Genomic DNA, 22,309 nt, shown 5'->3' on the forward strand with positions numbered 1-22,309 from the left:
ATCATTAATCCGAAGGGGTTAGTTCGGTCCAGGAATAGGATGGCCGGGAAAGAATGTTTTGATAGATTGTCAGATACTTTGGCTGGTAAATCCACCGTTCTGCCGGAAGACTGTTGTCACTGACGGCACGATTCAGGCCCAGATCGGAGTTGCCAAAAGCCAGGAGCGAACCGTTGCCGACCAAAGCTCCTAACCCTGCACCGTCATCAAAGCTGCCAGGGAAAAGATACACGCCGTCCAGCTGTGACACTGAAGGACTGAGGGTTAAATTTCCTGGATTAAAGGCGTCCGGATTATTTTGGACAAAGATTATTGAGGAGTTGCCGGTCCCGGTTGTAATATTCTTATTAACAGTTAACGAGCCGTTAATGAAAACAATAATCCGCATGTTTGCTGGAATGGTTTTTGCGGTATCGATCGTTTGGGAGTTCGAAATTTTCCACGGGACGATAACCTGAACTGTGTCGGTTTTATCGGCCATTGCTTGGCTCAAGACGCTGTTGAGATTATCGTTGCTAGTGCCCCAAAAACGGTAGCGATTATTTCCAGAAATGATCGGATCAGCATTGCCAATTGGATACTCGTATCCCCAGACATCAAACAAATCGGTTAGAGCTTTTAGGCTGGGAATGCCGGCGTTTTTGAGAACGGTGGCCATTAGGGTTGGGTAATTGGCCTCATTCTTATTGAGCGCACTCGAATTGCTTAAGATGTTCATGCCGGGCAAAATCCCGTTTTGGGAGATCCAGCCGTTGCCGCCTGAGCCATAGTTGATGGTCAGATCTTTTGTTTCCACAATCCCGGCGCTGTTGGGCGGCGGGACGCATTTGCCAGAGTAGCAGGCAACGCCCGAGCCGCAGTTATGGTTGCAGGCGCCGCAGTTTTGCGGGTCATTATTTAAGTCTGTGCAGGTGCCTGAGCAGATAACTTGACCTGTTCCAGGACAAAAACAAATATTATTAGTGCATGTTGAAGGGGACGGGCAACCCGGGGGGCACTCTCCGCCGCAGCCGTTATAACCACATTGCTTTCCGGAACAGTAACTAATTCTGGGATCAACAGCGTTACAAGTGTTGGTGTTCCAGGTACCACCATAAATGCTAGTGCAGGACATAATGCCCGTAACATTACAGGTCCCAAAAGTCTTATAACAGTAGGTGGTGTCAGTTAAGCCGCAGTTGGGGTGTTGCGTAATTGGGGCGCCGCAACCCTGGTCATAACAGGTTTGGTTACCGGTAGCCTGAGAGCCGCATTGCGGGCAGCCGGTAATCGTTCCGCAGTAGACAGGAATACCGTTACAGGTATAGTGGGCATAAAAACCGATGCTGGTGCAGGATTGCGGCGGGCTGGCCCACCATTCCCAATAGTAGGGGTAAGGGGTGCCGCAACTGGCAGTTACTGTCGAATCCTGCTGGTAATATTGCGGCGGACTGTAGCCCGCCCAGGTTATGAAGGTACCGGCTGCTGCGGTAAAAGTAGAGGACCAATTGCCAGCGCCATCAACCGGTGCAGTAGCAATATAGTTCCACTGATAATTGGGAGAGCCATAGTCGTAAAGATAAACAGAGCCGTGTGGGGTACCCGGGCCGCCAGAAAGATATTCATGTCCTCCAAGGGTAATTGGTTGGCGAAGATTAAAATAGCTGTTCGTGTTAGTAATTTTCCAGCCATCTGTTTGATTAAGGTTATTCATTCCCCAGCCGGAAACGGTATTGTTGGTTAAGGGAGAGCTAAAGTTAGTGTTCAAGTGAAAATAGAAACTGACGCTCCGCATGGCATAGCCGTTTCCGTTAACCCAAGTGTCGCAGCCCACAAGATCTACATATTGGTAACCTTCACCGCCTAAATCGCTGCCATCATAAATTGCGGCATAGCCCACCGCTGAAGTGCCATAAGTGCTGTCAGTGCAGGTTATGAGATCTTTAGTGGCGTTGTAGCCGTTGCCCCAGTATGGAAAATAACCTGTCAGCGACCAGCCGAACTGGCCGCGCATGTTTGAATAACTTGGCGGATTTGCATTTGGGCCCTGATAGTTAATGATAACATTGGCGTCTTTGATATTATTTCCGTTGCCACCGGAACTTAAATACCAATCGCCGTCAGAGACCTGAACAGTGAGAGAATAGACCGTGCTGCCGTCAGCGATTGGTGTCGTGTCGCTAATTCCCGCGTAACGAACAACCGGATAAAAAGCCCGGACTGCTTGGGCGCCCTTGGTCAAAAATCCCAGGGCCAAAACAAGGAGTAATAAAAATTTAAGAGCTGATTTCATACTTTTTCAAAACCTGCTGATACCAATCGATGAAAGTTTTTCCTAAGCCGGGATTTTGGTCGGTGATGACATTAATCTGATAACCAGTTGGCGACGGTACTAACCCGGGGGTGTAGGACGGGTCTTTACCTATAACGGTGATTTTTTGTTCGGAATCATCAATTGGGGCGTTGGGGTTTGCTTTGAGAGTTTCTGCTGCTTTTTGGGCGTCAGCTTCTTTGCCAGCCGGAAAAGAAATAATCCGAAAGGTAGTATAGCCTTCTATTTTTTGGCGAGCGTCCTGAACCAGTTGCTGATCGTAAGTGAATATTCGGGCCAAAGCCGGGTCAGTAATGACTTTTCCTTCCGCAGTAAAGGCGCCGGACTTTTCGGCCTCTTGTTTAACTTGGTTCAAGTCAATTTTAAGATTAGGTGCTTCAGCCTCGAGAATTTTTCGCTGCTGAACGCGGCTTTTGGCAATGAATTCCAAGGCTTCTTTACTGGGTTTTGCCGACCCTGAGCCGGTCTGAACAGGCTTTTGGAGCAATTCTTCCAGTTTTTCTGCCTGGGCCAGTTCGTCGGCGGAGACGGTAATTTTCTTTTTGGTAATATTTGTAATTGGCGGCCTTAAGGCACCTCTTTTATAAAGCACAATCCCCGCCCCTATGCCCGCGACCAAAATAATAATTATTAAGATTATCGGGAGCTTTTTAATTTTCATTTAGTTTTTTAAATCAATAAAACAGTTAGAGGTACAACGGTCGGAAATGTTACTCCCCACCACTGTACCATAGACATCGCCCCCTTGCACCTGCCACCAGGGGGGCGGTACCACCTGGATATTGGCCGTGGTGGCTGAGCACTGGGAGCCGCCGTTAGTTAAGGTGGCCGTGGCGCTAATGTTGGCCGTTTGGGGGCTGGTGACTTTGACGGCCGAAACGATGGCCGTGGGGTTAGCCGACGGGTCATCGACAGTAATGGCCCCAGTATTGGAAGAAACCCAGTTAATTGAACTAACCGTGGCCGGGCCGGTAATGACCGGAATAGCCGTAATGCTCCCCTTTCTGTTGAAGTAGAAGGGATTAGGAATGGTAGGGTTTAAAGTCAGGGTACAGGTGGGACTGATAACGGTGATGGGGGCTGTTACCGGGGTGGAAGCGGTGCAAGTTCCTCCCCCGACAGCCAGGGTGGCTGTCACCGTTACCGTCGTGCTGCCGGCGTAGTTGGCGTGAATGGTGGCCGGGTTGGTGGTCGGAGTGGTAATCGTGGCGGCGGCCCCGGAGGTCGGGGTCCAGGAAAAAGTCGCGGCCTGCCCGGCAGGAAGAGTGTTTAAAGTCGTGGAAATGGTGCGATCCTGACTGACATAAAAAGTGCCGGAAGGACTTAAAACCGGGGTGGTTAAAGTGCAGGTAGGGGCCGCGACGGTGACACAAACAGTGTTGGAACAGGTATTGGTTCCGGGAGAAAGCGGGGCTGAGGCCGTAAAGCAGGTTTGGCCCACGGTCGTCGCACTGGCCCGGATAGTTACAGTACTACCAGTCGTCCCTCCGGTAAAGTCAGCTGAGGTTCCGGAAGTCCGGGTCCAGGTAATCGTTCCCAGCGTACCGCCGCTGGCGGCAAAATTAGCCGTCAAAGTCCCGGTGTTACCTAACTGAAAGGGGCTAGGAACATTCGTGGAAATGGTATTGCTAGCGCAAGTGGCCGGAGCCGGAGCGGAAACGGTGATTTGTTTAGCACTGCCGAGGCCACAATAGCTCCAGCCGGTGGGATACCCAAAAGGGTTACCGGTGCACCGGCCGTAAGACGCGGCGGAGTTCACCCGGTTGTAGCCTTGGCAATAAACCCAGTAGGTCCCGGGATTTTGGAAAGTAAGTTGGGTGTTAACGGGGTTAGTCAGTTTAAGGCTGGTATTGGTGGTACTGCCGACCGTGCCATAGGGGCCACTGGCATTGTTAGTGGAAGTGGGGCTGGTCCACAGATCGATCATGGTAGCCCCGTTAGCCGGGGTGTTAGTAAAAGTAACCGGCGTGCCGGTAGTGGCTGTTGCCGGTCCGGACACGGTGCAGGTGGGGTTACAGTAGACAGGCTGGTTACAGGCATCAGCACAGTTACTGATTTCGTTACAGGAACCAGCCGGAACACAGGAACCGTCAGCCGGGACCCAAAGACATTGTCCCCAGGCAACATCGCCATATTGCTGTAAAGTGGGGTCGCTGTGGACGGCCCGGGGCGGGCTGCCGGGATTGTTGTAAATATCCTTACACATGGCTTCAGTCCCCACATTTTCCGGCAAAAGGCAAACCGGGGTCCCGTTTAGGTCCAAGGGGTCGCGCCATTCGTGGTTTAAATTTGTTCCGGCCGGCGGGCAGGATAGCCCGCTGCAGCCTGCAGAAGGTTGTAAAGTGCATTTTCCGGTACAAACACTGGTCGTGCCGCTACACATTTGCTTAGCTTCGGTATTAGTATCGCAGTAATAGATTTCTTGACCGCAGAAAGCATTTCCAACAGTACACTTAGAGGAAATTTGAACCCAACCTCCATTAGTAGAACAGCCACTGCCGTAATATTCTCCACCAGAACAGGAGTCACAAGTCCAACTTGAGTAACTTTGAAATTGGCAGCCGGCAAGCACGATATTTTTAGAAAAGAGAAAAAGAAAGCCTATCAATACAAAGGCAAATATAGCTAAAACTAACCGGCGAAGAGCCATTAATTCAGATTAGCCTTTTTACTCCCCGGCCGTCAAGAGGATTTATTTATTTCTTGGAAGACAAGTTCTGAAGGCTTTGAGCGGCTTTAACAAAAGCGAGATGATCGGGCATGGGCTTGTTTCCATCCAGGACGGTTCGCTGTTCCCAGTGAACTCCTCCGTCGACTGAGGACCAAATGCCAAAACCGGTATTAAAAGAAGGATAGACGCCCATAACATAAATGTCTTTTCCCAAAGCGACACCGTCTTTAAAGAAACCTATGGCTTCCCCTTTAATCCCCGGGGTCGGGTCTTTGGTTTCGCTCAGAGATGTCCGGTACCATTGCTGAGAGCCTATTTCCCGTACTAAAACCGATCCCGGAAAGCTGCCGGCAGGATCGTTAGAGTTAAGCATCATAATTTCCGTCCTATGAGTCAGATCTTGAATCTTTTTTCCGCCATACAAATGGGCGAGATCTTCGGGCTTATTGCCGGGTAGAGGGACGTACGCGCCAAAAACGGTGACATTCACGGTTTTAGCTTCAAGTTCTTGTGCGGGCAGAGAATGAACGACAGCTGCACCGCCAATGGCCATCCCGGTAGCAACACCAGCTATGACCCCGGTCTTAGCAAGTTTGTCTCTAGTTTCTTGCCCCATAGTTTTAATAATAAATTATAAGCATACTTTGTTTTATGTGTCAAGTATTTTTAATAACCCACGCACTGGAAAGCTGACGCGGAAGTTAACAGACGCTCAACTTCCTTAGGACTTTTGTCATAAAGTTTCCCCAAGCGGGTAAAGAGTTCTTCGGCGGGCATGCGATGGCCAAGACGGTTGGCCGGGTCTTCCCGGACCCAATTTCGGTTGCTGTTAACCATGGCGGCAAAAAGATGCGGTTTATCCGGCTGGTTGAATTGCGCTGCGGCAGCGCGGAAAGCTTCGGCTCCGGCGTCATAATCAAAAGACCCGGTACTGTTAAGGCGGCAACCCTTAAATTTTGGGGTTTTGATCTCCGGGGTAAAAGCGTGGCTCGCCTCCAACTCGGCAAAGCGGGCGGTAGATTCTTCCATTCCCTGCCAAGGTTGGCCTTTCCATTCCAGTTCGATCAGTTCGTGAGTCCATTCATGGATAATCTGACCGGGGCTGCCCAGTTCTACCCGTCCGAAATATTTAAAGCCCCACCCCCCATCATTAATGCGGACAATATTAATATTCGGCAAAGTGCTTTCCAGGTATTGTGGCTCAACTCCCAAGCGCAAAAAAGTAAAAACTCCCACATAAGCGTCGGCCCGGACATAGCCCTTTTCTTCTTCAGTCCAGGGAATAATCTTTGCTCCTCCGAGGCTCGGAGCATTTTCAAAGGGCAGCTTGGCGACAATTTCCCGGGCAATCTGGTCAAAGCGGTCAAACTCTTCCATGCCGACAGCCGCCTGAGCTGTGGCCCGAATGTTTTTCTCCGGCTGGCTCTCGGGAAGCGGTGGTAATTCTACCGGAGATATTTCTGCAGCCGGAGGCAGATTTGGCTGGTCATGGGAGAGAAAACGGCTAAGGAAATTGATGGCCGGTCTGGCCATAAAAGCTGTTCCCGCAGTAATAATAAGGGCTGACAAGCCCAGTTCTACTTTGCGTTTAGTGGCTTTTCCCAAGCCAAATTCCGCTGGCGACGCATCATTCATAGCTGGTTCTTTCCATCTTACACCCTTTTTCCCGCTTTGACAGGGGTTTAAGAAACATAGTACATTAATAGTGTATGCCCGATACTGCCCAGGTACCGGTAGATGGTGCCGCTTCCCAGAACCGCTCGATTGAGGATGTCCTTTTTGAGAACAAACTGATTACGCCCGACCAGTTAAATCTGGTCAAGCTGGAATCGGTTAATTCCGGCAAACCCATCGAACAGATTCTGAAAGACCATGGCTTTGCCTCCAGCCAGGACATTATTAAAGCCCGTTCGGAAGTTCTGGGGATTCCCTACGCTGATCTTTCCGCCAAGGCAATTTTGCCGGAAGTTTTAGGTTTGGTGCCGGAAACTGTGGCCCGGCGCTATCAGGCGGTGCCGTTCCAGCTGGACCAGTCCGGGGAAACGCTGTCAGTGGCCATGGCCGACCCGCTGGATATTAACGCCATTTCCTTTCTGGAGAAAAAAACCGGTAAGAAAATCCGGCCGTTCCTGTCCGCTCCGGAAATTATCAAATCCCTGGTCGACGAACGCTATAACCAGAACTTAACGACGGAAGTGTCGGCGGCTTTGGAGGAAGCCCCGACGGTGGGTGAATCTGCCGGAGCGGATCTTAGCAAAGTGGAAGGAATTATCCGGGACGCGCCGGTAGCCAAAATCGCTTCTTCCCTTTTGGATTTTGCCATCAAGTCCCGGGCTTCGGATATCCATATTGAACCTCTGGAGACTCACACCCGGGTGCGTTACCGCATTGACGGTATTCTTTACGAGAAGCTGGTTCTGCCTTCCCGGATCCACGACGCTCTGGTTTCCCGCATAAAAATTATGTCGGAGCTCAAAATTGACGAAAAAAGGGTGCCTCAAGATGGCCGGTTTAATTATAAAAGCGGCGGCAACGAAGTCGATGTCCGGGTGTCAACGCTGCCGACAGCTTTCGGCGAGAAAGTGGTCATGCGGCTATTGCGCAAAAGCGGCGGTGTTCCCACCTTGCAGGATTTAGGATTGCGCGGCCTGGCGCTTAAAAATCTGGAAACGGCCATTTTGCGTCCTCACGGGATTATTATTGTCTGCGGGCCGACCGGTTCCGGGAAAACCACGACTTTATACTCCGTTTTGTCGAAAATTAATTCCACTAAAGTAAATATCGTTACTTTGGAAGATCCGGTTGAATACCAAATTGGCGGGGTCAACCAGGTGCAGATTAACCCGGCCGCGGGACTGACTTTTGCCACCGGGCTGCGGTCGTTTTTACGCCAGGATCCTAATGTTATTCTTGTCGGTGAAATCCGGGACGGCGAAACGACCGATCTGGCCATTCAGGCTGCCCTGACGGGTCATCTGGTCTTCTCGACTTTGCACACCAGCAATGCTTCCGGAGCTATTCCCCGCCTTTTGGATCTGGGCGGCGAGGCGTTTCTTCTGGCTTCATCCATGAACGCCATGGTCGGTCAAAGAATTTTGCGTAAAATCTGTCCCAAGTGCAAAGAGCCTTATGAACCGCCGGAAATTATGGCCAACGACATCCGCACGGTTTTAGGCAAATACCTCACTCCCGATAAACTGGTTAACGGCAAACTGATGCTTTATAAAGGCAAGGGTTGTTCGGAATGCGGCGACTCCGGGTTTTTGGGCCGGGTGGGAATTTTTGAAGTCTTACCGGTGACGGATAAAATTGCCAAACTGGTCTTGACCCGGGCGGACGCGGGAGAAATTGAAAGACAGGCTGTGGAAGAAGGCATGATGCCGATGAAAGTTGATGGGTACCTTAAGGCCGTTGAGGGAGTAACGACAATTGAAGAAGTGCTGCGCGTAGCGCAAGACTAAAATGACAATACAATCACTTTTACAAACTACAATTGACCGGAACGCTTCGGATTTACATTTAATTTCGGGTTATCCGTCTACAATCCGGATTGACGGCAATCTCCTCCCTTTGCAACCGGAACCGCTTTCTGACACTGATATCGCCCAAATGCTTTCCGTCTTTTTAACTCCTGACCAAAAAAAGATTTTTGAACAGAACCACGAACTGGATTTTGGCTACACTTTCGGTAAAGGCAGGTTCCGGATTAATACCTACTACCAGAAAGGAGCGCCGGCAGTCGCTTTCCGGTTAATCCCGCTAAGCGTTCGTAAAATCGACGAACTGAACTTGCACCCGGCCTGCCACGATCTGGCGGCGTTAAAACAGGGTTTTGTCCTGGTGACCGGGCCGACAGGCCACGGTAAGTCCACAACCATTGCTGCCATCATTGAGGAAATTAACGAAAATTTTGGCGGCCACATTCTGACCGTTGAAGACCCGATCGAGTATATTTTCTCTCCGGCCAAGGCAATTGTTTCTCAGAGAGAAGTCGGCGGTGACACCCATTCCTGGAATAATGCCTTGCGGGCAGCTCTTCGCGAAGACCCGAATGTGGTGTTTATCGGGGAAATGCGGGATTTCGAAACAATTGAGGCGGCTTTGACGATCGCCGAGACCGGGCATCTGGTTTTTGCTACGCTGCACACCAACTCTGCCGCCCAGTCTATCGACCGGGTGGTGTCCGTTTTTCCGGAAGCCCAACAGGCGCAGGTGCGGCTTCAGCTTTCCAATACGCTGGAAGCAATTATTTCTCAGCGGCTGGTGCCGATGGTAAGTTCCGGCCGGGTTCCGGCGATGGAAGTGCTTCTGGGTTCTTCGGCGGTCCGGTCGGTGATCCGGGAAGGCAAAACCCATCTGCTGGATAACATTATCCAGACTTCTATGGACGCCGGAATGTGTACTATGGATATGTCCCTGGCCCGCCTGGCCGCCGCCGGCAAAATTTCCTACGAGACAGCCCTGGCCTATGCCAATTCTCCTGAAGACCTGAACGGAATTATCAAGAGTAAATCAGTAACGGGTTTGTAAAGCCTACTATGAAACAGTTCACCTATCGCATTCGCAAGCCTGACGGGGTGATTGCTACCGGGGTAATTGAAAGCGTTTCTCCGCAGACAGCAGCCCGGACTCTTCAGGAGCGTAAATACCTGGTCTTAAACATCGCCGAAAAACGCAGCTGGGATATAAATAGTATTCTGGGCAGTTTTGGCCAAAAAGCCTCTTCCCGGGAAATCGCCCAGTTTACCCGGCTGCTGGCAACAATGCTTTCGACCGGATTACCGCTGACCGACGCTCTTTCCAATCTGGTAAGCCAGGCAAAAAACGGCTATTTTCGGGAAGTACTGCAGACAATCATGCATGATGTCCAGGGGGGCGTGGCTCTTTCCGAAGCCATGAACCGTCACCCCAAGGTCTTTAATGATCTTTATGTCAATCTGGTGAAAGCCGGCGAAGCTTCGGGAAAGGTTGATGAGGCTCTGGCCAAACTGGCGGACACCCTTGAATCCAATCTGGATTTTCAGTCCAAGGTTAAAGGGGCCATGATCTACCCGGCAGTGGTGACGGTCGCCATGACCGGCATTGGCTTCTTTATGATCACCAATATCATCCCCCAAATCGCTAATGTTTATAAAGAATTCGGGGCCGACTTGCCTCTTCCCACCCGGATTCTGATCGGGATTGCAAATTTTATTACCAATTACACTATTATCGTTGCCGCGATAATCGGCCTGATTTACTACACTTTCCGGACCCTGAAGAAAAATCCTTCCAGCGAATATTTGATTAACAATTTCTTTTTTAAAATCCCGATTTTCGGGCCGTTGTCCTGGGAAGTCAATTTGGCGGTGGTCTGCCGGACTTTGGGCACTCTTCTGGCTTCGGGAGTCGCTATTTTAGATGCTTTGCGGATTGTTTCCAAAACCGTCGGGAATAATTCCTTGCGTTCCGGACTGGTCGAGGCGGCAGCGATGGTGGAAAAAGGCTTGCCTCTTTCTTTGGCTTTGCGGCGCAACGAAAATTTTCCCATTATGATGTCGCAGCTGATTGCCATCGGCGAAGAAACCGGTACTCTGGATAAAAGTCTGGAGAGGCTCTCAAAATTTTACCAGGACTCGGCTGAGGTGAAAGTAAAGGCTCTCACGACTCTTCTTGAACCGATAATGATTCTTTTAATGGGCGGCATGGTGGCCGGGTTGGCTCTTGCCGTCTTGTTGCCAATGTTTAATCTTGTTAATGTTATTAAATAAAGGAGGTGAAATTATGAAGCAAAGAGGTTTTACTTTAATTGAACTCATGGTAGTAATCTCGGTAATTGCGATTCTTTCGACGATTGCCCTGTTTGGTTTAAATAAAGCTCAGGCCAGTGCCAGGGATTCTTCCCGGCAACAGATTATGAATGGGATAAGAACTGCTCTGGAGAGATATTACGGTGACAACCAATTTTATCCGGGACCAGGGGGTGTCGGATATCAATGGAGCGGGGCCTCCGATAGCCCAATAGACACGCTGGTTACAGGAAAATACCTGGTAATCCCTCCGAAGGATCCTTGTAAAAACGGCACTACAATTCCGAGCACGGGAACGATGGGCGCTTCAGACTGCGCCCCGACAGCTTACGCCTATACAGCCACGCAGGCAGACGGAAGCGCGTGTACCACCGCGGATAAAAACTGCACTAAATATACTTTGACTTTAACAAAAGAGGCCGGAGGGACCAGCATATTTGTTAGTCCGCAATAAAGCGTGAGGAGAGGGTTTAGTTTAATCGAGATAATGATTGTAGTAGCAGTCGTGGCTCTCTTGGCCACGATTGCCTTGTTTTCTTTCCGGATCGTCTTGGCTCAGAGTCGGGATGCCAAACGGGCGGCCATCATGCATGATCTGCAGTTCGCCCAGGAACTTTACAAAATCCGCAACGAGGAGTATTACTCGACGATTAACACTTTCTGCGGAGTTTACACAGCCTTGGTTAGCGGCAACTATATTACCTATACCCCGGTTGACCCCGGGACCCAATCCCCGATCTGCTCTTCAGCCGATGGCGGTAATCCCTTAATCGACAACGCCCTTTATTATTATGTAGCGACGCCGTCTTCGGGAACCTACCTGTTGAAATTAGGCAAAGAAGCTGGCGGTTCTGGGGACTTTTTCAGCCCGCAATGAAAAAGGGTTTTACCTTGGTTGAATTAATGGTGGTAATTGTGGTGATTTCGATTTTAGCCACAATCGGGGTTGTCTCCTTTACCCGGGTTCAGAAGCAGGCCCGGGACAGCAAGAGAAAATCGGAACTGACGGCAATCCAGACGGCCCTTCTGGCTTTTTTTACCGAAAGAAGAGCCTATCCCGACGGGCTTTCCGAACTTGTCCCGGATTATATTTCCAGTGTGCCGGCAGCGCCGAAAGGAGCGACAGGCACCAATCTTGACTACACCTATGTTGTTGACAGCACCCATTTCAAGTATGCCCTGTGCGTTGACCTGGAAACGGCCGGGGCCGGCATGATGCTGAAGGTCGACACCCATAACACTACGGGCCGGGAGATGCCCGACGCGCCCTGTGAAATCGATTTTTAGGGTACGGCCCTTGACAAGCGGATTTTTTTATTTCACTATGAATACATAGTGGAAAACCTAAAGCCGCCCTCACTAAGGTTATGGCGGCCGAAGGGGGGTGAATCATGATTAAACTGCCTAATAAAAGTAAAAAAGGTTTCACCCTGGTCGAGTTGATGATCGTTATCACGGTTATCGCCATTCTGGCAACGATTGCGGTAGTGTCTTTCACCCGGGTGCAGAAACAGGCGCGGGATACGAAGAGGAAGGCAGAAGTGAAGTCTCTTCAGACTGCCCTTCAAGCTTATTACACCGAGCATCAGGCCTACCCGATTTCAACGACGGCAATTACAACTGAGGACGTGAATACCGTGTTAACAGGACTATCTCCGGACTATATGTCGTCTTTGCCGATTGCTCCTTTGGGGTCAACGGGTAACTATCAAAAATACACTTACATCACGACCGATGACGGGTTTAGATACGCTATTTGTGTGGACCTAGAGACGGCGGCTGTCGGACAAGAACTTTGGGTTGTAAATACCCAAAATTCAGCCGGTGAAGGTATTGCTGACGCTGCTGGTGCTTGTGTACCCAAGTAATTCTTTACTCGCGCGAGTAAAGAAGCAAAAAACCCTGCCCTAACCGGTGGGGTTTTTGGTAGTATTAGACCATGAGAGAAATAGGAGAAATTGGGTTGATTGGGATATTTGGATTAATCATCGGCAGTTTTCTCAATGTCCTAATCTGGCGGCTAAATGACCCGAAAGCGCCGAAATTTTGGCAGGGGCGAAGCATCTGTCCTCAGTGCAAACACCAGATCGCCTGGTTTGACAACCTTCCCCTGCTCTCCTATCTGCTGCTGCGAGGTCGTTGCCGCTCCTGCAAAAAGCCGATTAGTTGGCAATATCCCCTGGTCGAATTTTTGACAGGGATTTTTTTTGTTTTGGCGTGGGTTTTGACGCCCGGATTGGGGATATTGGGGAAATTGGGGGTGTTGGGTATCGCTGCAGCTCTGGAAGTAATTTTCTTTTCCGATTTAATTTATGGCTTTATCCCCGATGAAATGCTTTTGGTCATTGGAATTTTAAAATTGATTGAAAATTGGAAATTGAAAAATGAAAATTGGGGCTTAGATTTTCTAGCAGGATTAATTGCCATGCTATTGTTCTACCTAATTTATAAAATAACCAAAGAACGCGGCTTGGGTTTTGGGGATGTTAAATTTGCTTTTCTGATGGGCTTTCTACTCGGTTGGCCGAAAATTGCTGTGGGTTTGTGGGTGGCTTTTGTCTCTGGCGGTCTGGTGGCGATAATTTTATTGGCGTTGCGCCGGACAAAACTTTCTGCCACAATGGCTCTAGGGCCATTTTTGGTAATTGGCACTTTCTTTGCTGCCCTATGGACAAATACCGTTCTTACCATTCTCGGGCTTACACCCTGATCGAACTGCTGATCTCTTTAGCCATCATGGCCATAATCGGGGTGCTGGCTTTTTACGGCATTCAAGATTTCAATGTTAACCAGGCGGTGTCCGATGCTCAGCATAACTTTATTTCTGATCTGCGGGCCACGCAAAACCAGGCGGCTCTCGGAGCAGACGGAGTCAATTTTAAGACGGTGTGGGTAAACACCGGTTCTCCGGATCAGTACACGATTTCTTATACCGTTCCTCTTTCAAATAATCTGGTTTCTGTAACTAAAATACTCCCGACCGGAGTCACGGTTTCGGCTCCCAATCCGGCAAATTTTACGGTTTGTTTGGCCAACCCCAAGCTGACCGGATATACCACCGGACAATGCGGCAACTGTGCCGTAGCTGGTTCAGAAGCGTTTTTTGCTTGCAACAACGGGACGAAAGTTGATAGTAACTATCTGGATGTGACCTTCTCCCGGGGCTCGGTTTCCAAAACTGTCCGCATCGAAGGCAATGGTATGGATATCAGCAGAATATATGCGCTCGACTAGAGGCATGACCCTTATCGAAACCATCCTCGCCCTTTTAGTGCTGGCGGCCGTGACTTCGGCGGTAATCCTGCTTTTGACCCAGATTATGGCCCTAACCACTTCCGCCCGGCTGCGAAATACCGCTACAGCGATGGCGGAACAAAACCTGGAGAAAATCAGGAGCTTTTATCAGGTTAATTTTTGGATGAATCTGGCTAACAAAGGCTCTTCCGGCGGAACCTGCTATATTGATACTGCCGGAATTTTAAATTTAGACACCGGAGCGACTTGTGTGACGGATTGCAGCAGTTTGGGCAGCAACGGTTTTCGCCAAAATGTAAAGTTGACGACCGATTCTGGCCTTAGCCGGGTTCAGGTCGATTCGTCGGTCTGGTGGCAGGACAAGGGGGCTTGTCAGCACCTTACCTCCACGACTTATTATTTTAATTACTGATGCGTAAGGGCTTTACTCTGATCGAAATTATTGTCGTTATCGCCGTTTTCGGCGTTTTAATGCTAGCCGGAACAAGTTTTTTAATATCAGTTATCCGTAATGCCAATCAGGTGCGGATTCAAAACGATGTCCGCCAGACGGCCAGTCAAATTATGGAAGACATTGCTTCGGAAATGCGTTCGGCGACAGATGTCACTTTCTCGTCCGGCTTAACGCAGAATGTTTTGACTATCACTAATACCACGATTGTGCCAAGCAGAACAGTGGTATATACAGCTTATAATACCGGGAAACTGACGAAAACAGTTAATAGCGGAGCGCCGTTGGATTTTACTTCGGATAATAATGACACCACTTCTCAAAGCGAGGCGGTTGTTTTGGATACTTCTGCTGTTTCCTGTGATGACAGCCTTCATGCGGCCAAGGGTCTGCAGGTGGTTGTGGGGACTAACCTGGCTACTGATATTACCCTGACTCTTCAGCAGGCAACGAAATATGTCACTCCCGATTTTTGTGCCCGAATCCAGCTTAAAAATACCCTGGTGCCAAGACGGTACTAGACGATGCGGCAAATTTTACGCTATCATGTACTTAAGATGATAAAAACCAGGCGCGGGCAGGTGATGGTTTTAGTCCTCCTTTTGTCCCTGATGGGACTGACAGTCGGTTTGGCCACCGCTTCCAGGTCGCTGTCCGATTTAAAACAGATCTCTTATGTTGATCAGGGCACCAAAGCTTTTGCCGGAGCGGAAGCCGGGTTGGAATATGTTTTAAACATGTTGGGCAATGTGTCGACTCTTGACCCGACTTGGTGTACGAGCGACCAATCGATCTCCTCTACTGACTTGAGTATTACCGGGGTTAAAAGCCTGACTTATCGGGTTTGTTCCCACACCGCTAATCAGACAATTTATCCCAACTTGGCCAAGGATAATGTAATGCAAATCAATTACAACAATGTTAGCAACACAAAACTTTTTACGATTTTTTGGAAATCACCGGCGGCAATTGAGGCAATTCGGGTGGATAAATCGAACCTTATTACCCGGTATGCTTATAACCCTTATAATCCTACGGGGAGCATAGTGGCTAATAATCTGCTGAGTTCTTATTCGACCGGTGATGTCATTAACTGTCCGTCGAGTTGTCTAAATGGAGTTCCGGATTCCGGAAGCTACACCAGTTGCAGCGGCGGTTCTAACAGTTCAAATGCTATTCCCTATGTGCCTAACGACCAGTTTCTGCGGATAAAAGCGCTTTATTCATCGACCCCGGTGGTTATTTGTGCGGTTAATTCGGGAAACAGCGCGGTGAATATGCCTGAGGCTTATACCGTTATCACCATGACGGCCACAACGGATAACGGTACGGTTAAAAGACTGCAGGTGACAAAGTTGCCTCCGGCTCTTCCTTCCATTTTTGATTACGCGATTTATTCCGGCGGACAAATAGCCAAGTAACAGTTATTCCTGCCCATGAAATTTCAATCTCATATCGGTTTAGACATTGGTTCTCAGGGGATTAAACTGGTCCAGCTTTCAGTTTCCGGCCCGGATAAATTTTCTCTTTCAGCCATTGGCCAGATTAACACCCCGCCGGTTGGCGCCAATCAGGTGGAAGCCAATGAAGCTAAAGTCGAGACAATCAAAAAGCTTTTGCACGATAGCCACGCCGGGAGTCGTCAGGCAGTCATCTCTCTTCCCGAATCCCAAGTTTATACCCGGGTAATCGAAATGCCAAGAATGTCGGAAGCGGAATTGGCGCAGGCGATTCGCTGGCAGGCGGAGCAGTATATTCCCGTACCCCTGTCCGATGTAGTTTTAAAACACCAACTGCTATCGGGTTCTGACGAGAGTGACAGTCCGGACGCGAAATGTAATGTCTTATTAATTGCCGCGCCTAATTTACTCTTAAATAGTTATGTCAGCCTTCTTTCCCGGGCCGGCTTGGAAACCGTGGCCATCGAAACGGAGATTTTAGCCGTGGCCCGCGCCTTAGTTGGTGCGGACGCTTTTTCCCCCACTTCCCTGCTGGTACACATGGGGGCGGAAACGACAACCCTGTCAATTATTTCCCGCGGGAATTTGTCGTTAACCCAAAGTATTTCCACCGGCGGCATGGCTATTTCCCGGGCGGTCGCCTCGAGTCTGGGGCTGGAAATTAATCAGGCGGAAGAATACAAACGCTCTTACGGGATGGACGAAACCAAGCTGGAAGGCAAAGTTGTGACGGCGATCAAACCGATGATTGATTTAGTTCTGGCAGAGATCAAAAAAGTGCTGGCGTTTTACGAAACCCACGGCTTCAAAGATCCGGTAAAACGGGTGGTACTTTCCGGCGGCACGGCTCTTCTACCCGGCTTGGTGGGTTATCTGAGCGTTAATCTGGAAGTCGAGGTTCAGGTTGGTAATCCCTTCCTGAGTGTAAATCTTTCTGACAAGCAGCGCCAGGAGCTTGGCGAAAACGGTCCGCTTTACGCTACTGCTGTCGGACTGGCTCAAAAACAGACATGATTGATATTAATCTCCTGCCACCGCAAAACGTGCTCTCACAAAAAGAGAAAATCCTACGAAGTCAACTGACTGTCGCGGCTATTATCGGAGGCGTGGTGACGGCTCTAGTTTTAGGGTCATTAGCTCTGATCAACGCTTACTACTCTGCCCGCCTGTCAGCGGTCGCGGCCCGACGGACCAGTCTCACGGCGCAGTTTAATGCTGTTCAAAAAACCGCTCTGGATTTGCGCCTGATTAAGGATAAAATAGCCGGAATTAATTCCATCAAAACTTCCCAGACGCAATTTCCTCCGATTCTGGATGATCTAACAGCCCTGTTTTCCGGAGGTTTTCAGCTAACCCAGCTTTCTGTTGATCAAACGCAAAAGACCAGCTTTGCCGGAATAACCGCCGGGCCGGAGTCTTTTAACACCCTGCTGGGTCGGATTATTGCCGGTCGGGATGCAAACAAGTACGGGCAAATCGAACTTTCCGGCTTACGGGAAAACAAGGACAAGACTTTGAGTTTTTCAATTCAGATGCTTTATGAAAACAAATAATAGCCTGGATTTGAAAAAAATTAGGCCTTATTTTTTCTTCATTTTCCTTTTTGTGGTTTTTGCCGCCGAGCTTGGGGTTCTGGTGATCTTTGCTCCGTCGTTGTATTCGACAATTCTTTCGGCCCGGGCGTCTTTGGCCGCACAGACGGCGGAAGTCAACACTCTTTCTGACCTAGTGACAGCTCTTAACCAGACAGACCCCGCTAATTTAGCGGCTCTGCAAAAGAAAGTGACGGCTGCTTTGCCGGATGAGAAAAAAACTGCCGGGGTGGTGACGGGCTTAACTCGCCTGGCTTCGAGTTCCGGAGTGGTGGTTAACAGCCTGGAATTTTCCCCGGGACTGATTTCTACCGGTTCAGCAACGGCGGTCGTGACAAATACTTCCGGCGAAATAGTCTTAGGTGGCGGTGTTAAAGCCATTCCGGCCCAGTTGACGGTTACGGCTGATGTTCCGGCTGTCTCTCGTTTTTTGGCGGACTTGGCCAAATCCAGCCAGATGATCGGGGTAACCAGCGTTGAATACACTCATTCCGGTCCCAAGACAAGCACCGCCCTGGGACTTTTACTTTATTTTCAACCGCCAAAAGAAGGGGCCGTTACTCCCAAACAAGTTCAGCCTTTAACTTCCCAGGAGGTTGGTTTAGCCCAGAGTTTGCCGCAGGAGGATATTTTTACTGTTGCGCCAGAGTAACATTAACCCTGGTGTTTTGTTTCACGGCCAAAATACGCACCAGGTCGCGGATGGCTTTAATAATCCGGCCGCCCTTACCAATGACTTTGCCCATGTCCGGTTGAGCCACGGTCAGATTTAAATTTACAAAGCCTTCATTGTTGATTTCTTCCACGGCCACGGCTTCCGGCTCATCAACGATATTTTTAACCAGATATTCTAAAAGGTCTTTCATTATTTAGCGTTTTTCCTTAGAAGAGCTTCGACAGTAGCAGTGGGTTTGGCGCCAACGGACAACCAGTAATCAACCCTCTCTTTTTTCAGTTCCAGTTTGTTGTCAGGGCTATGCGGATCATAGGTTCCCACAATTTCCCGGGCTTTCCCGTCTCTTTTGAGGTGTTCATCAATGGCAATAAGACGGTAAACGGGGTTTCCGGTTTTGCCAAATCTGGATAGTCTAAGTTTTACAGCCATGGAGTGATTTTACTATTTCCGCAGCCTTGATGCAATCACCGTCTAGTTTTTCAAATTAATATAGCAGTTAGATGAACAGGAAGGTGAAATGTTACTCCCCACCACTGTACCATAGACATCGCCCCCTTGCACCTGCCACCAGGGGGGCGGTACCACCTGGATATTGGCCGTGGTGGCTGAGCACTGGGCACCGCCGGGGGTTAAAGTGGCGGTGGCGGTCACGGCGGCTGTTTGGGGGCTAGTCACTTTGACGGCGGAAACGATCGTGGTCGGGTCAGCGGCGGGGTTATCGATCGTAATCGCGCCGGGGTTGGAAGAGACCCACTGAACGGTTCTTGACTGGATAGGGCCGGTGACCACAATATTAGCCGTGATACTCCCCTTGCGGTTAAAGTAAAACGGATTGGGAATGGTCGGACTTAGGGTCATAGTGCAGGTGGGGTTAACCACCGTAATGGGGCTGGCAACCGGGGTCGTAGCGGTGCAGGTGTTTCCTCCGACATTAAGCGTGGCGGTGACGGTGACGGCCGTGCTGCCGGCGTAATTAGCGTGGATGGTAGCTGGATTGGTTGTGGGGGTGGTAATGGTGGCAGCGGCTCCAGAGGTCGGAGTCCAGGAAAAAGTCGCGGCCTGTCCGAGAGGGTTGGTGGTTAAAACGGAAGAAATGCTGCGGTCCTGGCCGGTGTAAAAAGTGTCGGACGGATTTAAAACCGGCGGGGTTAAAGTGCAGGTGGGGGCAGCCACGGTGACACAAACAGTGTTGGAACAGGTATTGGTTCCGGGAGAAAGCGGGGCTGAGGCCGTAAAGCAGGTTTGGCCCACGGTCGTCGCACTGGCCCGGATAGTTACAGTACTACCAGTCGTCCCTCCGGTAAAGTCAGCTGAGGTTCCGGAAGTCCGGGTCCAGGTAATCGTTCCCAGCGTACCGCCGCTGGCGGCAAAATTAGCCGTCAAAGTCCCGGTGTTACCTAACTGAAAGGGGCTAGGAACATTCGTGGAAATGGTATTGCTAGCGCAAGTGGCCGGAGCCGGAGCGGAAACGGTGATTTGTTTAGCACTGCCGAGGCCACAATAGCTCCAGCCGGTGGGATACCCAAAAGGGTTACCGGTGCACCGGCCGTAAGACGCGGCGGAGTTCACCCGGTTGTAGCCTTGGCAATAAACCCAGTAGGTCCCGGGATTTTGGAAAGTAAGTTGGGTGTTAACGGGGTTAGTCAGTTTAAGGCTGGTATTGGTGGTACTGCCGACCGTGCCATAGGGGCCACTGGCATTGTTAGTGGAAGTGGGGCTGGTCCACAGATCGATCATGGTAGCCCCGTTAGCCGGGGTGTTAGTAAAAGTAACCGGCGTGCCGGTAGTGGCTGTTGCCGGTCCGGACACGGTGCAGGTGGGGTTACAGTAGACAGGCTGGTTACAGGCATCAGCACAGTTACTGATTTCGTTACAGGAACCAGCCGGAACACAGGAACCGTCAGCCGGGACCCAAAGACATTGTCCCCAGGCAACATCGCCATATTGCTGTAAAGTGGGGTCGCTGTGGACGGCCCGGGGCGGGCTGCCGGGATTGTTGTAAATATCCTTACACATGGCTTCAGTCCCCACATTTTCCGGCAAAAGGCAAACCGGGGTCCCGTTTAGGTCCAAGGGGTCGCGCCATTCGTGGTTTAAATTTGTTCCGGCCGGCGGGCAGGATAGCCCGCTGCAGCCTGCAGAAGGTTGTAAAGTGCATTTTCCGGTACAAACACTGGTGGTCCCGCTGCACATCTGTTTGGCTTCTGCCGGACTACCACATTGATAAGTTTGTGAATAGTTACACGATTCTCCAGCACTACAACCGTCATGAATAGTGACACTTGAGTTACTGACGCTACATGATCCTCCTACGGGACAGACTCCGCCACCACAAGCAAACCAATCATTAGTCATGGTACAGCCCGCAAAGACTTGGTTGTGCAGAAGAGGAAGAGTAAAAAGAAGTGATAACCAAATAAAAACAAAAATGGCGACTTTTTGCCCCACAATTTTAGAATAGAACCCAGGCTGATGGTTGTCAATTGAGGGTTAGTGGCTAGTATCGTCAGTCCCTGGCTGAATAACGAAGTAGAAATTGTCTGTGGACAGCTCATGGCGGCAACTTGTTTTGACAGAAGCATTGCCATAAAGATCCTTTGCTGCCCCACTGACAGTTAGTTTTTCTAAATCTGAGCAACTGGAAAAATCAGTTGAGGTTGGGCTGCTAGTCGGCATAGGAGAAACAGATTGCCGACCATACTCAACTCCAGCTCGAAGTGTAAAAGGTAAACCAAGAAGTAAGGCGATAAGAATAATATCGCGAACAAACCGCGCATTTTTGTAAGGCCGAAATTCGGGCGATTTCATACCCTATAGTTTAATTTGGTTTGGCTGGTTTGTCAAATTCTCCACTAATGTATTTTTGGCATTTCTTCTGAAATAGTTCCAAATATTCCGGAGCCGCAGCTAAAGATTGATCCTGCATAACTAGTTGTTCGAAATTAGGATCACTTTCACGGCGATCCTGATTATACTTTCTCTCTAATTTTCCATTGTAGTCGCCATGAACGGCGACGCTGGTAATTAAACGCACGACATCTGTCTCTGGTTCTTTGTCTTGAATCCGGCCAAGGACCAGCAGTAGTTTTGAGTCTGGTTGGTGGTCAGAAGCCCCGATCGCATTGGCGGCAACAGATCTAATTAGCGTCATTGCTAAATGAATTTCCCGCCCATATTTATCTTCGTGGCCCATATTCGCATCGTGTAGTTTGTTCTGATCCAGAAAACTGCTGGATGGCTGAAGAAGACTATGGAGTGGTCCTTCTTCCGTTCCCACATCTACCAAGCTGTTGATAGTTTGCGAATAATTTTGTTTGAGCTGTTTTTCGTCAAAGTAAATATCTCCGACAATCCCCGCCGGGATTTTTTCCAGCCAGTTACCATTAAAACCAAGAATCTTGTCCCCGCCTGGGAAAAATTGAAAGTAGTCAAAGAATTTTTCCGGTAGATCCGAAGGAATTTGTGGTGTTTTGCCGTCACGAAAATCAGTCGGGTTAAGTTTGTCAGAGAGAAGTCGGTTAACCGCCCAAAATCCTGGCCAAAGCTCGTTAAACATCTTTTGCAAGGTTTCGTTGGCCTCGATATTGTTATGGTAAGCCACCAGTTCATTAATAATTGTTTCTCTGTCCAAGTTATTGACGGCGGTTTTGCCATCTAGATTTTTCAGTCGGTTGACGCCGCTTTCGAGCCGTTCCAAATATAACCGATCTGGGCCGGGTTTGCGGCCAAAAACCACTTGGGCCCTGGATCGGATAGCAGCGAAGGTTTTAGAGTCACTGATTTGTAATTTTTTGGCATCGTCATCAAGCAGGTCGGGGTTTAGGGGGATTTCGGCCGGCGGAAATAATGATTCTAATTGATCTGCCAATTGGCCTTGAAGACTAATTCCGCCAGCCGCTACGGCAAGAGTCGACAGGAACATAATACCCATGAATTTTCGTCGGCTCATTGCGGCTGGGCCTAATTCTGGGAGTTTTTCAGGAGGTTCGATCAGTCCAGTCGAGAAGTTTTGTAGCTCCTGGCTCGAATTACCGTCTGGCATTTCAATCGATTCTCCTGCTATTTTGTAGGGATGTCAACTTTCCCAACATTGGAAGGCGGAAA

At 49.7% G+C, this 22,309-nt stretch carries 25 protein-coding genes; 15 read left to right on the top strand and 10 right to left on the bottom strand.

The features are described 5' to 3' along the window. Positions 1-4: 4 nt before the first annotated feature. The 5 genes from M1403_00325 to M1403_00345 are packed head-to-tail and all read right to left on the bottom strand — an operon-like array spanning position 5 to position 6,617. A complete protein-coding gene (locus tag M1403_00325; protein MCL4397470.1) occupies positions 5-2,272 on the bottom strand; it encodes a hypothetical protein in 2,268 nt (755 codons plus the stop codon). Further along, a complete protein-coding gene (locus M1403_00330; protein MCL4397471.1) occupies positions 2,256-2,972 on the bottom strand; it encodes a hypothetical protein in 717 nt (238 codons plus the stop codon). Before M1403_00330 ends, M1403_00325 begins: the two co-directional genes overlap by 17 nt. After that, positions 2,973-4,961 (bottom strand): hypothetical protein, encoded by a 1,989-nt coding sequence (locus M1403_00335; protein MCL4397472.1) that lies wholly within the window; start codon positions 4,959-4,961, stop codon positions 2,973-2,975. It lies immediately after the preceding gene. Between the two features lie 46 nt (positions 4,962-5,007). After that, a complete protein-coding gene (locus M1403_00340; protein ID MCL4397473.1) occupies positions 5,008-5,598 on the bottom strand; it encodes a hypothetical protein in 591 nt (196 codons plus the stop codon). A gap of 50 nt (positions 5,599-5,648) precedes the next feature. After that, on the bottom strand, positions 5,649-6,617 hold the full coding sequence (locus tag M1403_00345) for a hypothetical protein (GenBank protein MCL4397474.1): 969 nt from the start codon (positions 6,615-6,617) through the stop codon (positions 5,649-5,651). Between the two features lie 74 nt (positions 6,618-6,691). Here M1403_00345 and tadA point away from each other — a divergent pair, with 74 nt between their 5' ends. The 15 genes from tadA (at position 6,692) to M1403_00420 (ending at position 18,181) form a co-directional block, all read left to right on the top strand. Then, positions 6,692-8,443 carry a Flp pilus assembly complex ATPase component TadA gene (gene tadA / locus M1403_00350; protein ID MCL4397475.1) on the top strand — a complete coding sequence of 584 codons (1,752 nt, stop codon included), beginning with the start codon at positions 6,692-6,694 and terminating at the stop codon, positions 8,441-8,443. 1 nt (position 8,444) lies between these two features. Then, positions 8,445-9,512, top strand: a complete 1,068-nt coding sequence (locus M1403_00355) for a type IV pilus twitching motility protein PilT (protein ID MCL4397476.1) — start codon at positions 8,445-8,447, stop codon at positions 9,510-9,512. 8 nt (positions 9,513-9,520) lie between these two features. Then, positions 9,521-10,732 (top strand): type II secretion system F family protein, encoded by a 1,212-nt coding sequence (locus M1403_00360; GenBank protein ID MCL4397477.1) that lies wholly within the window; start codon positions 9,521-9,523, stop codon positions 10,730-10,732. A gap of 13 nt (positions 10,733-10,745) precedes the next feature. Beyond that, on the top strand, positions 10,746-11,225 hold the full coding sequence (locus M1403_00365; protein ID MCL4397478.1) for a type II secretion system GspH family protein: 480 nt from the start codon (positions 10,746-10,748) through the stop codon (positions 11,223-11,225). 33 nt (positions 11,226-11,258) lie between these two features. Then, positions 11,259-11,648 (top strand): hypothetical protein, encoded by a 390-nt coding sequence (locus M1403_00370; protein ID MCL4397479.1) that lies wholly within the window; start codon positions 11,259-11,261, stop codon positions 11,646-11,648. Further along, positions 11,645-12,058, top strand: coding sequence for a type II secretion system GspH family protein (locus M1403_00375; protein ID MCL4397480.1), 414 nt, complete (start codon positions 11,645-11,647; stop codon positions 12,056-12,058). The genes M1403_00370 and M1403_00375 overlap by 4 nt, the downstream gene beginning before the upstream one ends. A 104-nt stretch (positions 12,059-12,162) precedes the next feature. Beyond that, positions 12,163-12,639, top strand: a complete 477-nt coding sequence (locus M1403_00380; GenBank protein ID MCL4397481.1) for a type II secretion system GspH family protein — start codon at positions 12,163-12,165, stop codon at positions 12,637-12,639. Between the two features lie 71 nt (positions 12,640-12,710). Continuing rightward, positions 12,711-13,481 (top strand): prepilin peptidase, encoded by a 771-nt coding sequence (locus M1403_00385; protein ID MCL4397482.1) that lies wholly within the window; start codon positions 12,711-12,713, stop codon positions 13,479-13,481. Continuing rightward, positions 13,439-14,005 (top strand): prepilin-type N-terminal cleavage/methylation domain-containing protein, encoded by a 567-nt coding sequence (locus M1403_00390; protein MCL4397483.1) that lies wholly within the window; start codon positions 13,439-13,441, stop codon positions 14,003-14,005. The genes M1403_00385 and M1403_00390 overlap by 43 nt, the downstream gene beginning before the upstream one ends. After that, positions 13,992-14,438: a type II secretion system GspH family protein gene (locus tag M1403_00395; protein ID MCL4397484.1), complete on the top strand. Its 447-nt coding sequence runs from the start codon at positions 13,992-13,994 to the stop codon at positions 14,436-14,438. The genes M1403_00390 and M1403_00395 overlap by 14 nt, the downstream gene beginning before the upstream one ends. Continuing rightward, a complete protein-coding gene (locus tag M1403_00400; protein MCL4397485.1) occupies positions 14,438-14,998 on the top strand; it encodes a type II secretion system GspH family protein in 561 nt (186 codons plus the stop codon). The genes M1403_00395 and M1403_00400 overlap by 1 nt, the downstream gene beginning before the upstream one ends. Before the next feature lie 36 nt (positions 14,999-15,034). Further along, positions 15,035-15,898, top strand: coding sequence for a hypothetical protein (locus M1403_00405; GenBank protein ID MCL4397486.1), 864 nt, complete (start codon positions 15,035-15,037; stop codon positions 15,896-15,898). A 15-nt stretch (positions 15,899-15,913) separates the two neighbouring features. Continuing rightward, on the top strand, positions 15,914-16,951 hold the full coding sequence (pilM, locus tag M1403_00410; GenBank protein ID MCL4397487.1) for a type IV pilus assembly protein PilM: 1,038 nt from the start codon (positions 15,914-15,916) through the stop codon (positions 16,949-16,951). Next, entirely contained in the window at positions 16,948-17,490 is a 543-nt protein-coding gene (locus tag M1403_00415) for a hypothetical protein (protein MCL4397488.1), read from the top strand. Before pilM ends, M1403_00415 begins: the two co-directional genes overlap by 4 nt. Continuing rightward, the gene (locus M1403_00420; protein MCL4397489.1) at positions 17,477-18,181 is read left to right on the top strand and encodes a hypothetical protein; all 705 of its coding nucleotides are present in this window, start codon (positions 17,477-17,479) and stop codon (positions 18,179-18,181) included. The genes M1403_00415 and M1403_00420 overlap by 14 nt, the downstream gene beginning before the upstream one ends. Here the strand turns inward: M1403_00420 and M1403_00425 are convergent. Genes M1403_00425 through M1403_00445 form a run of 5 tightly spaced genes read right to left on the bottom strand, consistent with a single transcriptional unit; the run spans position 18,162 to position 22,247 of the window. Further along, a complete protein-coding gene (locus tag M1403_00425) occupies positions 18,162-18,395 on the bottom strand; it encodes a KH domain-containing protein (protein ID MCL4397490.1) in 234 nt (77 codons plus the stop codon). The genes M1403_00420 and M1403_00425 overlap by 20 nt on opposite strands. Beyond that, positions 18,395-18,634 (bottom strand): 30S ribosomal protein S16, encoded by a 240-nt coding sequence (gene rpsP / locus M1403_00430; GenBank protein MCL4397491.1) that lies wholly within the window; start codon positions 18,632-18,634, stop codon positions 18,395-18,397. Before rpsP ends, M1403_00425 begins: the two co-directional genes overlap by 1 nt. A gap of 42 nt (positions 18,635-18,676) precedes the next feature. Further along, positions 18,677-20,653, bottom strand: a complete 1,977-nt coding sequence (locus M1403_00435; GenBank protein MCL4397492.1) for a hypothetical protein — start codon at positions 20,651-20,653, stop codon at positions 18,677-18,679. A gap of 42 nt (positions 20,654-20,695) precedes the next feature. Further along, positions 20,696-21,013: a hypothetical protein gene (locus tag M1403_00440; GenBank protein MCL4397493.1), complete on the bottom strand. Its 318-nt coding sequence runs from the start codon at positions 21,011-21,013 to the stop codon at positions 20,696-20,698. A gap of 10 nt (positions 21,014-21,023) precedes the next feature. Next, the gene (locus M1403_00445) at positions 21,024-22,247 is read right to left on the bottom strand and encodes a hypothetical protein (GenBank protein ID MCL4397494.1); all 1,224 of its coding nucleotides are present in this window, start codon (positions 22,245-22,247) and stop codon (positions 21,024-21,026) included. Between the last annotated feature and the right edge of the window lie 62 nt (positions 22,248-22,309).

It is taken from the genome of Patescibacteria group bacterium (assembly GCA_023380635.1).
Classification (GTDB): domain Bacteria; phylum Patescibacteriota; class Microgenomatia; order JAMCZE01; family JAMCZE01; genus JAMCRP01.